General features: G+C 62.8%; 11 protein-coding genes and 1 pseudogene. 7 read left to right on the top strand and 5 right to left on the bottom strand.

The features are described 5' to 3' along the window. Positions 1 to 4: 4 nt before the first annotated feature. On the bottom strand, positions 5 to 718 hold the full coding sequence (locus JQ574_RS07195) for a TetR/AcrR family transcriptional regulator (RefSeq protein WP_212207384.1): 714 nt from the start codon (positions 716 to 718) through the stop codon (positions 5 to 7). Between JQ574_RS07195 and JQ574_RS07190 the strand changes: the two genes are divergently transcribed. Both JQ574_RS07190 and JQ574_RS07185 read left to right on the top strand, forming a co-directional pair. Next, a complete protein-coding gene (locus tag JQ574_RS07190) occupies positions 717 to 1,667 on the top strand; it encodes a transporter substrate-binding domain-containing protein (protein WP_249119176.1) in 951 nt (316 codons plus the stop codon). The two genes, JQ574_RS07195 and JQ574_RS07190, sit on opposite strands and share 2 nt — an antisense overlap. Positions 1,668 to 1,721: 54 nt before the next feature. Further along, positions 1,722 to 2,699 (top strand): tripartite tricarboxylate transporter substrate binding protein, encoded by a 978-nt coding sequence (locus tag JQ574_RS07185; protein ID WP_212207383.1) that lies wholly within the window; start codon positions 1,722 to 1,724, stop codon positions 2,697 to 2,699. 14 nt (positions 2,700 to 2,713) lie between these two features. Here JQ574_RS07185 and JQ574_RS07180 read toward each other — a convergent pair whose 3' ends face one another. The 3 genes from JQ574_RS07180 to JQ574_RS07170 all read right to left on the bottom strand — a co-directional run bounded on the left by JQ574_RS07180 (position 2,714) and on the right by JQ574_RS07170 (position 5,594). After that, entirely contained in the window at positions 2,714 to 3,973 is a 1,260-nt protein-coding gene (locus JQ574_RS07180) for an MFS transporter (RefSeq protein ID WP_212207382.1), read from the bottom strand. A 238-nt stretch (positions 3,974 to 4,211) separates the two neighbouring features. Continuing rightward, positions 4,212 to 5,135: a formylglycine-generating enzyme family protein gene (locus JQ574_RS07175; protein WP_212207426.1), complete on the bottom strand. Its 924-nt coding sequence runs from the start codon at positions 5,133 to 5,135 to the stop codon at positions 4,212 to 4,214. A gap of 90 nt (positions 5,136 to 5,225) precedes the next feature. Beyond that, positions 5,226 to 5,594 carry a hypothetical protein gene (locus JQ574_RS07170; RefSeq protein ID WP_249119175.1) on the bottom strand — a complete coding sequence of 123 codons (369 nt, stop codon included), beginning with the start codon at positions 5,592 to 5,594 and terminating at the stop codon, positions 5,226 to 5,228. A gap of 558 nt (positions 5,595 to 6,152) precedes the next feature. On the opposite strand from JQ574_RS07170, the gene JQ574_RS07165 reads away from it, so the two are divergent. Continuing rightward, a complete protein-coding gene (locus tag JQ574_RS07165) occupies positions 6,153 to 7,166 on the top strand; it encodes a helix-turn-helix transcriptional regulator (protein WP_212207381.1) in 1,014 nt (337 codons plus the stop codon). 40 nt (positions 7,167 to 7,206) lie between these two features. Here JQ574_RS07165 and JQ574_RS07160 read toward each other — a convergent pair. Beyond that, positions 7,207 to 9,054, bottom strand: a pseudogene (locus tag JQ574_RS07160) (putative bifunctional diguanylate cyclase/phosphodiesterase); the annotation flags it as partial. 461 nt (positions 9,055 to 9,515) lie between these two features. On the opposite strand from JQ574_RS07160, the gene JQ574_RS07155 reads away from it, so the two are divergent. The 4 genes from JQ574_RS07155 to JQ574_RS07140 all read left to right on the top strand — a co-directional run bounded on the left by JQ574_RS07155 (position 9,516) and on the right by JQ574_RS07140 (position 13,002). After that, positions 9,516 to 11,261 carry an ATP-binding protein gene (locus JQ574_RS07155; protein ID WP_212207379.1) on the top strand — a complete coding sequence of 582 codons (1,746 nt, stop codon included), beginning with the start codon at positions 9,516 to 9,518 and terminating at the stop codon, positions 11,259 to 11,261. A gap of 194 nt (positions 11,262 to 11,455) precedes the next feature. Continuing rightward, the gene (locus JQ574_RS07150) at positions 11,456 to 12,034 is read left to right on the top strand and encodes a peroxidase-related enzyme (RefSeq protein ID WP_212207378.1); all 579 of its coding nucleotides are present in this window, start codon (positions 11,456 to 11,458) and stop codon (positions 12,032 to 12,034) included. Between the two features lie 131 nt (positions 12,035 to 12,165). After that, positions 12,166 to 12,528: a hypothetical protein gene (locus JQ574_RS07145; protein ID WP_212207377.1), complete on the top strand. Its 363-nt coding sequence runs from the start codon at positions 12,166 to 12,168 to the stop codon at positions 12,526 to 12,528. 180 nt (positions 12,529 to 12,708) lie between these two features. Continuing rightward, complete coding sequence (locus JQ574_RS07140; protein WP_192740419.1) at positions 12,709 to 13,002, top strand: acyl carrier protein; 294 nt, start codon at positions 12,709 to 12,711, stop codon at positions 13,000 to 13,002. The last annotated feature ends 2 nt before the right edge of the window (positions 13,003 to 13,004 follow it).

Genomic DNA, 13,004 nt, shown 5'->3' with positions numbered 1-13,004 from the left:
GCTCTCATGGGTTACGTGAGCGCGAACCGGCCGGGGCTTTCCTGGCTCCGGCTTTCGCGGCAGACTCCGCGGCCGCCTCGCCGTTGATGTCAGGCGCCTGCAATGAGGCGACGGTGGCGGAAACCAGTTGCTCGATCGCCTCGGCCATGTCGGCGCCGTCGGCCTCGCCGCGCGACAACCGCGTTACCCGCTCCGGGTTGACGAGGGTGTAATAGAGCGCGCCGAGCAGGAACTGGGAGCGCCAGACCAGCGTCTTGCGCGGCAGATGCGGCAGGCTCTGCTCGATCGCTTCGATGAAGGCGTTGGTGGTATCGTCGAAGATCTCCGCAATGATGCGGCCGACCACGGCGTTGCCTTCCGCCGACATGACAGCGCGCAGCCGGGTGAACCGCGCGCCGCCGCCGGCCAGATCGCTGCTCGACGAAAACGCCGGCTGCACATAGGCGCGCACGATCGCCTCCAGCCGGTCCTGCACGTCGCGCACGCGCCGCGCCGCCACCAATAGCTCGATGCGGCGCTTGTTCATGGGACCGCAATGCCGCTTGTAGATCTCCAGCAGCAGGCCGTCCTTGCTCTTGAAATGATAGGTGACGCTGCCGGGGTTGGCGCCCGCCTCCAGCGCGATGTCGCGGATCGAAACCGCGTTGAAGCCCCGGGTCGAGAACAGGCTCTCGGCCGCGCTGAGGATGGCTTCCCGCATATTGGGATTGCGCGTCATGAGTTTTCTTTGGGTTTTTCTTCAGGGGTTTGCTTTCCGCTTTTTCTTTTGTACAGATGTACAAATTATCAGGTCCAGTCAACAAATAACTGAGTGGCGGTGGGAAACACGACGCCGCTCCGTGGACTGGGCATTGGAGAGCGGTATGGCCGGAAGGCGCCAGATTATTGTTGCGATTCTGATGGTTGCGGCAGCCCTCTGCCGCGGCAGCGCCGTTGCGGCCGATCCCGAGGTCAAGCAAATCCTCGCACCGAGCGGTACGCTCAAGGTCGCGCTTTACACGGGAACGCCGACCTCGATTCTGCCCGATCCGAAGGCTGGCGGGCCGAAGGGAGTCGGTTACGATCTCGGCAAGGAACTCGCAACGCGGCTCGGCGTCCCTTTTGAGCCCGTTGTTTTTTCCAGAAATGCCGAGGTCCTCGAAGCGGTCAAGACGAGCAAGGCCGACATCGCCCTCACGAACGCCACAGCCGCGCGGGCACGGGAGATGGATTTCGGCCCGCCCGTTTTTGAGGTCGAACTCGGCTATCTCGTGCCGAAGGGCTCGGCGCTCACAGCGCTGACCGAGGTGGATGCAGCGGGCATACGCGTCGGCGTCACGGCAGGAAGCTCGTCCGATGCCACGCTTTCACGCGACCTGAAGAAGGCCGAGATCGTGCGCGCAGCAAATTTCGATGCGGCGATCGAGATGCTGACCGCCGGCACCCTCCATGCCTACGCCACCAACAAGGCCTCGCTGTACGAAATGTCGGAGAAGCTGCCGGGGTCGAAAGTGCTCGACGGCCGCTGGGGCGTCGAACGCTTCGCGATCGGCGTCCCCAAAGGACGCGACGGCGGGATGGCGTTCATCCGGCAGTTCACCGAAGCCGCGAAGTCGGAAGGCCTGGTCAAGGCAGCGATTGTGCGTGCGGGGCTGCGCGGCGCGGTTACGCCGGAAACACAGAATTAGCGGCACACGCCGCCCACTTCCAACCATCGATCCGGACAAGAAGGATTTCCTGCAATGCCTACCCCACGCAAACTCATCCGTTCTGTTCTCGCAGCGGCGCTATTCTCGCTGGCCGGTACGCAGGCAAACGCCGAGGGTTTCCCAAGCAAGCCGGTGCGCATCCTGGTGCCCTATGCGGCCGGCGGTGCGGTCGATGTCCTTGCCCGAACCGTCGGCCAGTCGCTGTCGAAGATCTGGGGCCAGCAGCCCGTGATCGAAAACCGGCCCGGCGCCGGCGGCACCATCGCTTCGCAGGCGCTGACCCAATCGGCGCCCGACGGCTACACCCTGATCCTGGTCGCCAGCGGCCATCCGCTCAATCAGTTCTTCTATCCAAAGTTGCCCTACGACACCTTCAAGGATTTTACCGCGATCAGCGAGATCGCCGCGTCGCCGCTCGCCATCGTCGTGTCCAAGAGCAGCCCCGTGAAGAATCTCGGGGAGTTGCTGACGATCGCCCGCGAGAAGCCCGACGCCTTGTCCTATGGCATGTCCGGCAACGGCACGTCGGCGCACCTTGCCGGCGAACTGCTCAACTACATGGCCAAGGTGAAGATCCTCGCGATTCCCTACAAGGGCGGTGCGCCCGCCCTCACCGCCGTGATCGCGGGCGAGATTCCGATCAGCGTCAATCCCTTGCCGGAGGTCGTCGGCCAGCTCGAGGGCTCTACGGTGCGCGCGCTCGCGGTGACGACGGCGCAGCGCGCCAAGGCGCTGCCGGATGTCCCGACGGTCGCGGAGTCCGGCTTGCCCGGCTACGACGCGTCGGTGTGGTGGGGCTTTCTTGGACCCGCGGGCATGGCGCCGGAACAGGTGACCAGGATCAACGCCGATCTCAAGGCCACTCTCAAGGACCCGGTGGTTCTGACCGCGCTGGAAAAGATGGGCGCGACGCCGGTCGGAAACTCACCGCAGGAATTCGACGCGTTCATGCGCGCGGAGGCCGCCAAGTGGGAGCCGGTGCTCAAGGAAGCCAACATCAAGATGCAGTGAGGCCAGCGCGACGCCTATCGCGCATTGGCCGGGGCATGCACCGGCCACAAATCGGCGCGCCAGTGCAGCATGATCGCCAGCATCAAGGCGAGACCGACCGCCGCGTACAGCGTTCCCGTCGCGGCGAAGCCGATCTCGTCGATCAGGCTGCCGGCGGCCAGAAGGCCGAACGGCAGGCCATAGATCACCATCATGCGCACGCCCATCACCCGGCCGCGGAAATTCTCGGCTGCCGTGCGCATCAGGATGACGGCGATCGAGATCATCGCGAGGCTCTGCGAGAAACCGGCGATGACTAGGCAGACGATCGCGGTCGGTACCGTCTGCATCTGCACAAATAGCAGCAGCGTCGCATACCACAGCACAGTCGAGGCGATCATGAGCCGCGCCACCCTGATGCCGTGGATCAGGCTCAGCACGATCGAGCCGGCCAGCGAGCCGATGGCGAAACTTGCCGAGAGATAGCCGAGCCCGGTCTGGTTGGTGCCGTAGATCGCCTTGGCCACATAGGGCAGCAATCCGTTGGTGAGCGGATAGGCCGTGAGGTTGGCGAGGAACGCGACCCAGAGCGCAGCGCGCATGCGCGGCGTGGTCCAGCAATAGGCCACGCCCTCCATCAGGTCGCGCAATGGCGAGGGCCGCAGCACCTCGCTTTCGGTATCGCCGGTCGGATACGGCTTGGCCGGTGCCACCACGCACAGCGTCAGCAAGGTCGCGACGAGATAGAGGCAGACGATCGCCACATAGGCCGCTCCCATCCCGAGCGCGGCGAACAATCCGGCGCCGCTCAGCGCGCCGGCGATGCGCGCGGTATCCATCGTGGTTCGGGAGATGCTGATCGCGCCGATAAGTTGATCGCGCGGCATGATGGTCGCAACCAGTGCGCCGCGCACGCCGAGGTCCGACGGACGGACGACACCCATCAGGGCCGCGACGACAAAAACAAAAAGTGGGCTGAGATGGCCTGACAGCGCCAGCGTCATCAGCACGGTCGCCAGCACCGCGTAGCACGCGCGCATCATGGCCAGGAGATCGCGGTGACCGATCCGGTCGCCGACGACGCCGAACATCGGCGCGACCAATGTACCGATATAACCCAAGGAAGCGAACACGGTGAGCAGCAGCACCGACCCGGTCTCGACCAGCACGTACCAGCCGAGGATGATCATCTCCATCTCGAACGCCCACGAGGTGAGCAGATCGGCGGGCCATTGGAAACGATAATTCCGGATCCGGAATGGAGCGAGCGCGGAAGGCCGCGCGAAATCGCTCAAGACGCGCTGTCGCGGTTCATCGCGTTCCACCCTGCCCTGTTTCTTGTTCTTTGCTTCGGCTTGGATAGCGTGCAGGGATTGGCCGTGTCAATTAAGACCGGCCCTCAGGCAGTCGTGCGAATTGCACCGCTGCTATGCGCCCGCCTTGTCCCGGGCCTGCCGCGGACGCGACCGTCACTTCGAATCGATTCCGAGCTTGCCCGCGCGTGCCGTTTGAATGACGTGTCGCAAGGCAGAATTATCGCGTGGCCGGGATTCTCAGGACGCATCGAAATCCGACATGGCTGGTCGAGGTATCGATCGCCTCGGCATGTCGCGCCGCCGGGCGATAGCGGCGGCAATAATTCGGTGCGCACAGATGCGAGCCGCCCTTGATCACCTTGCGCGGGATCTTGATGTTCGGCTGGCGAGGGTCGTAGCTGCCTTCCTCGCGCCCGCCGCGCGGATTTTCGGGGATGCAGCACGCCTTCGGCGCGTCGGCTTCATGTTTCGGCGAATACCAGTCCGAGGTCCATTCCCAGACATTGCCGATCATGTCGTGCAGGCCGTAACCGTTCGGCGGAAACGCCGTCACCGGCGAGGTGCGCTCGTAGCCATCCTCATGCAGGTTGTGCAGCGGGAATTCGCCCTGCCAGGTATTGGCCATATGCACGCCGTCGGGCGTAAGCTCGTCGCCCCACGCGAATTCGGCGCCGTCGAGCCCGCCGCGCGCCGCGAACTCCCATTCGGCTTCGGTCGGCAAATCCTTGCCCGCCCACCGCGCATAGAACAGCGCGTCCGAGTAAGACACATGGACGACGGGGTGATCGTTCAGGACGTTGATGTTGCTCCTGGGTCCATAGGGGTGCCGCCAATCGGCGTTCTTCATGAACGACCACCACTGGCGCCAGTCGCGCAAATCGTAGGTCGAGTGCGGCCGCTCGAACACGAGAGAGCCCGCGTACAGCATGTGCGGCAGGGCCCCTGGATAGTGCTTCGGATCGGGCGGGATTTCGGCAAAGGTCTTGTGCCCGGTCTCGATCACGAACCGCTTGAACTGTCGATTGGTCACCGGCGTGCGGTCGATCCAGAAGCCGTCCACCGTCACGCGATGTACCGGCGCTTCCTCAGGATAATGATTGTCGGAGCCCATGCGGAATGTGCCGCCGGGAATGCGGACCATATCGGCGGTCCGGCCATCTTCCGACGGCGTGTCGCCCTGCCGGATGTCGGTTTGCAGCAGCGTCATGGCACCAACTCCTGACGTGCGCGGTTACGGGCAAACGTCCCAGAAGCCCTGCGTCTTGCTCGGATCGGAGTAGTACCAGCAGTAACCCGGCGCCGGCGGTGAGCCGGCATAGGCTGCCGCGGAGGCAGCGGCGACGAATCCGATCGCCGCACCGGCGGCGATCGCGCCGCCCGGACGCCAGTAATAATGGGCGGGGCGCACCCAGCCGCCGGGGCGTGCAACACCGGGACGCACGACCGCGCCGCCGCGGACCACGGTCCGGCTGGCCGCGTTGCCACGCGGACCAACGACGGTTGTCCGGCGCACCGAGCCACCGGCGCGCGCGCGGACCTCGGTCACCAGATTGTCTTGCTTGAGTTGCTGGTGCTGCCAAACGGAGGGCGCTACAATCATCGCCGATGCCGGCGAAGGCGTCAGGGCAAGGCAGGTTGAGAAGGCTAACGCGCAGAGCATTCCGGTGGGGGCGTTAGCCAGATCGATGAAGCGGGTTCTTGTTGAGCGCATTGGCGGCCCTTTTTCTTATTGCAGCCGCTCGCGTCGTGGTTGCGCACGGCAGACGTAGATCAGTCAGCCCGTCTTCCCTTTTCCGCGCAGTTTTCCTGAGCAGCGCATTGGCGCACAGTCTCCGCTTCTTCAAAGGCTTACGAGACGCGAAGCATTGGCACCGATGCAAGCTAGATGAATCTCGAAGCGATGTGATGTGCAGTTTGTGCCAATCTGCAAAGGCGCAACTTCAGCCTTAATGGAGACCTTCGCAAATCGATCAATGCATTGATCGAACTGCATGCCGTTCCGTTCAAAAATTTAGACAAATATTCTCATCGCGACCGCAATCGTGCGCGGGCCTTCTTGCAACAGAGCAAGACCTGACCGACAAAATTCATTGTGAGCGCGCTAGAGTTGTGGCTAGATCGAGTCGGGGACGGGGCATCGAATGGGGGATGCCGAACCATGAGCGGGCAGCTTGCGGTCAACACCTGCAGTCTGGACAGCTTCGAAGGCCTTCACAACGCGATCAGAGGGTCGCATGTCGAGGTGACGCAACTCGGCCGTGGAAAGTTTCGAGGCTCACTTAGTCACGTCGGCATCGGAGACTTCTCGCTCAGCATCGGTTCGTTCTCCGTTGGCGTTCGAACCCAACGCATTTCGACCGACGACAAGCTCGTTATCGGGATGCTGCTCAATGCCGACGACCGGGTCACCCACTGGTCCTTCGACATGCGCCCGGCGGACGTCCTGATCATGCCTCCCAGCACCGAGCATGACGGAATTTTCCATGGCGCCTCGGCCTATGCCGCGATCCGTCTCGATCTTGCCGAAGTCCCGTCGCTGTTCAAGGGCGAAGCGAGGTTGAGCGACCCCGCCGCATGGCTCAACAAAAACGTCTATCAGGCAGACCATTCGATCGGCATGGCGGCGACACGGCGGTTGCCGCTGATCATTTCCCGCCTGGCGCGTCAGCAGACGGCCTTGTCCGACACCGTCACCGATTTCTGGAAGCGCTCGATCATCGACGCCGTCACCGGAACCATCGTGCAATCGCTACCGCCGGACACCAAGGGGCTTCTGCCCTCGGCGACGCAGCTGGTCGGGAAAGTCGATGACTATCTCGAAGCCGCCGGCCTTCGCCCCGTCCACGTTTCCGAAATCTGCGCCCATCTCAACGTGTCGCGACGGACTCTGCATCGCGCATTCTACGATGTTTTCGGTTTGGGACCGATATCGTTCCTGCGTCACAAGCGGCTTTGCGCCATTCATTCCGTTCTGAGGGAAAGCGATCCTGCGACGGTTACCGTCGCGCAGGTGGCGATCCGGCACGGCTTCATCGAGCTTGGACGCTTCTCTCACTACTATCGCTCGCTGTTCGGGGAGTATCCATCGGAAACGCTCGGCGGCCACGGGTTCCGCGCGCGCAAGGAGATCGATCAAACTTTTTCCGAAGCGGCTCCGGTCCGGACCAATTGACCGATCGCTTCCGGCAAACCGGCCGGCGTCATCCGGGGACTCACGCCGCGGATACCACCTTGCCGCGGTGCGAGAGCAGCAGCCGCCGAATGTCCTCGGCTGGTATCGCGGGGCTGAACAGAAATCCCTGTATCTCGGTGCAGCCGAGAATGTACAGCAGGTTTCGCTGCTGCTCGGTCTCGACGCCTTCCGCTGTCGTCGTCATGTCGCTGGCGGCCGCAATGTTCACCACCGCCTGGACGATCGACGACGAGGCGCCTGCGCCGGCCAGATCCCTGATGAAGGATCGGTCGATCTTGATCTTGTCGAATGGAAACCGCTGCAGATAGCTCAGCGAGGAATACCCGGTGCCGAAATCGTCCAGCGCGATGCGTACCCCCAGCTTGCGCAACTGATGCAGCATCTGAAGCGCGCCGTCGTCGTCGCGGATCAGCACCGCCTCGGTGATCTCGAGCTCGAGCCTGGATGCGGCGAGGCCCGAGGCAGCAAGGGCCGCCGCCACGTTGAGCGCCAGCGTCTGGCTCCGGAACTGAACCGGTGAGACGTTGACCGCGACGCGGATCTCCGCCGGCCAGTTGGCAGCCTCGGCGCACGCCGTGTTGAGCACCCAGTGACCGAGCTCGTTGATCAGGCCGGTGTCTTCGGCGACCGGAATGAACTCCGCAGGCGAAATCATGCCGCGTTCGGGGTGACGCCATCGCAGCAGCGCTTCGCAGGAGGAGACCTTGCCGTCCTCGAGATTGAGCACCGGCTGATAATAGGCCTCGAGGCCGCCATCTGATATCGCCTGACGCAATTCGAGTTCCAGGACTCGTCGCGCCTTGGCGCGGGCGTCCATGCCGACCTCGAAGAAGCGATAGGTCCGCCGTCCGTCGCTCTTGGCGCCGTACAACGCGAGGTCCGCGTTCCGGAGCAACTGGTCGAGATCGAGCCCATCGCCGGAGGCGAGCGCGATGCCGATGCTGGCATCTGTCGTGATCAGGTGGCCCGCGCACTCGAACGGCGCCCTGATCGCGGCGTAAATTCCTTCAACAAGCCGAATGGTTTCCGCCTGTTTCTTGATGCCGGTTTGAATCACGGCAAACTCGTCACCGCCCAGCCGCGCCGCGACATCCGTATCCTTCAGACACAAGCGCAGCCTTTCGCCCACGCCTTTGAGCAACTCATCGCCGATCGCATGGCCGAGGGCATCGTTGACGCTCTTGAATTCGTCGATGTCGATATAGAACACCGCCAGCTGTTCGCCCGGTTGGACCGCCTTCAGCGCCTGGTCCAGTCGCTGGCGAAACAGGAGCCGGTTGGGCAGGTCGGTCAGCCCGTCATAATGCGCCAGATGGGCAATTTTCTCGTCAGCGCGGGTGCGCTCGGTGATGTCCTCGATCGTGGCCACCCAGCCACCCGCATTCAGCGGCCGGTTGACGATCTCGATCGCCCTGCCGCCCGGCGCTTCCGTCAGTTGCCGCGTGGCCTTGCCGAGCGACACGGTGCGGATGATGGCATTGCAGAACGCGTCGACATCGCCGTCAAAGGATCCGGTTTCTTTGCGGTGTTCGATCAAACGATGCATCGTGCAGCCGGGCTTGGCCACATCCGGCGACAGGCCAAACATATCGAGATAGGGCTGGTTACAAATGACGATACGCGCCGATGCATCATAGAGAACAAGACCTTGCGGGATATTGTTCACGGCAACGCTGAGCTGGCGCCGCTCGGCCGCAAGCCGCTGCTCGGACAATCGATGGCGCCTCAGCAGCAGAGCGACGACGAGTGCGAGGATGACGACGAGGGCAAGCAGTACGCGTTCGCGAAGCTCCCACGCCGATGTCGCCACGCCAGCCAAAATCGCCACGGCGATCAGGACAGCGCAAAGCGCCAGGCGCCTCACCGTCCCGGTCTTCTCTACAGGATTCGCAGAATCGCCCGGCATGTATGGCCGCTATCGAAAGTCACCTTGGTCCGTCCCAGCGTGACATCGTTACGCATCACAAATGGAAGGCGGGTTACAACTTGCGGTTAGCAATCGGTTACCGCGATACGCGGACTGATGCTTGATCTCGAGTCCGGTACCGGACATTGCCGGCGCCCGATCAAATCCGGCCTCTCCCCCGATGTGGTAAACGAATGATTAATCCAGAGGCGATCGCACGCGCGCGCACAAATGCAGAAAAGCGCTGATTTTCCTGCACAACTAGCGTGTTGTGGCCGCGGCAGGCGCCTGTTGCAAAACGAAGCCTGAGCGGGATGCAACAGATTTAGCCAATCGGGAACGACGCCGGTTTAACCGTTTCGCTAGTCCCGGCCGCCCATAATGCAGCCAGATCAATCTCATGACATGCCAGGTTCAACATCGTGACATCCTTCGGACGTGTGATTTCGGTGCGCGGCTCCCTCGCCCGGGTCGGACTTCTTGCGGTAAGCCAGATGGCTACCTCGGAAGTACGCGCCACTGTCGGCCGTTTCATCAGCATCCGCTGCGCAACTTCCACCATCGTCGCCATGATCACCGACGTAACCTGCGAGGATCTGCCGAGCTCCGATAATTACATTGCCAGCGCGGGCGTCGACCTGCTCGGCGAAATCCTCGGCGGCGATCGTCCGAAATTCCAGCGCGGCGTCACCAACTATCCGACCATCGGCGATGCCGTCGAGCTGATCACCAATCAGGAACTCCGCACGGTCTATGCCCCGACCGGTTCGGACCAGATCAATGTCGGCACGCTGCAACAGGACCGCTCGGTCATCGCCTATGTCGACGTCGAGGAAATGCTCTCCAAGCATTTCGCCGTACTCGGCTCCACCGGCGTCGGCAAATCGACCGGCGTCTCGCTGCTGCTCAACGAAATCCTCAAGTCGCGGCCGAACCTGCGCATCTTCCTGCTCGACGTCCATAACGAATACGGCCGCTGCTTCGGCGACCGGGCGCTGGTGCTCAACCCGCGGAACCTGAAACTGCCGTTCTGGCTGTTCAATTTCGAAGAGATCGTCGACGTCCTGTTCGCCGGCCGCCCCGGCGTGCCCGAAGAGCTCGATATTCTCGCCGAAGTCATTCCGATGGCGAAGGGCATCTACACCCAGTACCAGAACGCCGACCGGGTCGGGCTGAAGCGGATCGATCCCAAGGCGATCGGCTACACCGTCGATACGCCGGTGCCCTACCGGCTGGTCGATCTGATTTCGCTGATCGACGAGCGGATGGGCAAGCTGGAGAATCGCTCATCGCGCATCATCTATCACAAGCTGATTTCGCGCATCGAAACCGTGCGCAACGACCCGCGCTACGCGTTCATGTTCGACAACGCCAATGTCGGCGGCGACACCATGGCGGAAGTCATCAGCCATCTGTTCCGCCTGCCCGCCAATGGCCGGCCGATGACCATCATGCAGCTCGCCGGCTTCCCCGCCGAAGTCGTCGATTCCGTGGTGTCGGTGCTGTGCCGCATGGCGTTCGATTTCGGCCTCTGGAGCGACGGCGTCTCGCCGCTGCTGTTCGTCTGCGAGGAGGCGCATCGTTACGCCGCCGCCGACCGCAATATCGGTTTCGGACCGACCCGCAAGGCGGTCTCGCGTATCGCCAAGGAAGGCCGCAAATACGGCGTCTATCTCGGCCTGGTCACGCAGCGTCCGGCCGAACTCGACGCCACCATCATCTCCCAGTGCAACACGCTGTTTGCGATGCGCCTTGCCAACGACCGCGACCAGGCCCTGCTGCGCTCGGCCGTCTCGGACGCCGCCGCCAATCTGTTGTCGTTCGTGCCCTCGCTCGGCACCCGCGAAGTGCTGGCGTTCGGCGAAGGCGTGGCACTGCCGACGCGGTTGCGCTTCAAGGAAGTGCCGATCCATCAATTGCCGCGCAGCGAGGCCACGATTGCGACCGCGCCGTCGGTTGCCGCCGGCCATGACATGCATTTCGTCAGCGCCGTGCTGGACCGCTGGCGTGGCGCGACCTCACATCGCGACGTTCCCAACGATCCCATGATCAACGAACGGCCCGCCGCACGAACGCTGGAGCCGCGTTCTATCGAAGCGCCGATGCTGCAGCCGTCGCTGGGGCTGGATCCCGACCGCTTCTCGCTGTTGAAGAAGCCGCTGCGCTAACCATTGGTGTTCGCGCAGGTTTTTTTGTGCGCGAACCCGCCTGCCGGGATCAAGTCCCGGGCAGTTAGCTCGGCAGCAAACGCGGTTGTGTTGACGCGTTTTCTTCACGCGAACCGGTATCCACTTCGCTCGAAAACGCTTTATATGGTTCAGCCATCAGCGCCGCATCGCGCGGCCAAAGCCGGAACCATTCCATGACGCAGCCTGTTGCAAAACGCTTCCCGACACCCTCCCTCGACAAGCTGCCGGAGGATATCCGCACCCGGATCCTGGCGGTGCAGGAGAAATCGGGCTTCGTGCCCAATGTCTTTCTGACGCTGGCCTACCGTCCCGACGAGTTTCGCGCGTTCTTTGCCTATCATGATGCGCTGATGGAAAAGGACAGCGGCCTCTCCAAGGCCGAGCGCGAAATGATCGTGGTGGCGACGTCCAGCGCCAACCAGTGCCATTACTGCGTGATCGCCCACGGCGCGATCCTGCGCATCCGGGCGAAGAACCCTGTCATCGCCGACCAGATCGCCGTCAACTACCGCAAGGCCGACATCACGCCGCGCCAGCGCGCCATGCTCGACTTCGCCATGAAGGTGAGCCAGGAGGCGAACACGGTTTCCGAACAGGATTTTACCGAGATCGCCGGCCACGGATTCTCCGACGACGACATCTGGGACATCACGGCGATCTCCGCGTTCTTTGCGCTGTCGAACCGGCTGGCCAACGTCACCGCGATGCGGCCGAACGACGAATTCTACATGATGGGGCGGCTGCCGAAATAGCCACACGGTCGCCAAGCGCAGGTTCCATGAGACTCTGCGGGGATGGGCCTGCGTGGATACGCACCAACATTTTATGTTGGAAGCACGGCCGGCATGCTAAACAGGACTACAAGCTTTGTGGACCGACTGCAGTGAAGACTCAGCTGCCCATACAAGGGGATGACGAGCACGTCGTGGTCAAATTCCGGCCGCGCACCTCGGCCCATCCCCCCAGCCGGCGGGACGAGCCTGCCGCGTCCAATGTCCAGTCGCCCGCCCCGACCAGTGCCCAACCGGCGGCAAGCGATCTGTCCCGCTACGAACGGTCCCGTGACGAGCCGGACGACTTCCGCCATCGCATGCTGGCCAACATTGCGGCCCTGGCCTTCACGATGGCGCTGACGGTAATCGGGATATGGCTCGCGATCAGCATTGCCGATCTGCGCAAGACCCAGGATTGCGTGCTGATGGGACGCCGGGACTGCGCCCGGATTTCCGCAATGCCGCACAGTTAGAAGGCAGGCCTAAACGGCCGTTTTTGCCGATAAATCGGTCCCCACAGGGGTTGCCAACCTCCATTGAACTCAGGGCTGCGCTCCGATATACGGGCTCTCGACTCCGGCCGAGGGAAAAACGCCGCGCCCGCCTCCCCCTAGCCGTCCCGGATTTATCTCCAGTATATCAAAGGCTTAATGATGTCTTCTACATTCGATCAGATCGCCAACATTATCGCCGAGACTTGCGACATTCCGCGCGACACGATCAAGCCGGAGAGTCACGCCATCGACGATCTGGGCATCGACAGCCTGGACTTTCTCGACATCGCCTTTGCCATCGACAAGGCGTTCGGGATCAAGATGCCGCTCGAAAAATGGACCCAGGAGGTCAACGACGGCAAGGCCACGACCGAACAGTACTTCGTGCTGAAGAATCTCGCCGATCGTATCGACGAACTGGTCGCGGCCAAGAACGCGGGCACGGGCGCGTAATC

It is taken from the genome of Bradyrhizobium sp. AUGA SZCCT0158, from assembly GCF_018130065.1.
GTDB lineage: Bacteria > Pseudomonadota > Alphaproteobacteria > Rhizobiales > Xanthobacteraceae > Bradyrhizobium.
The sequence above is the reverse complement of the archived record's forward strand: the minus strand, read 5'-3'. Positions and strand labels throughout refer to the sequence as shown.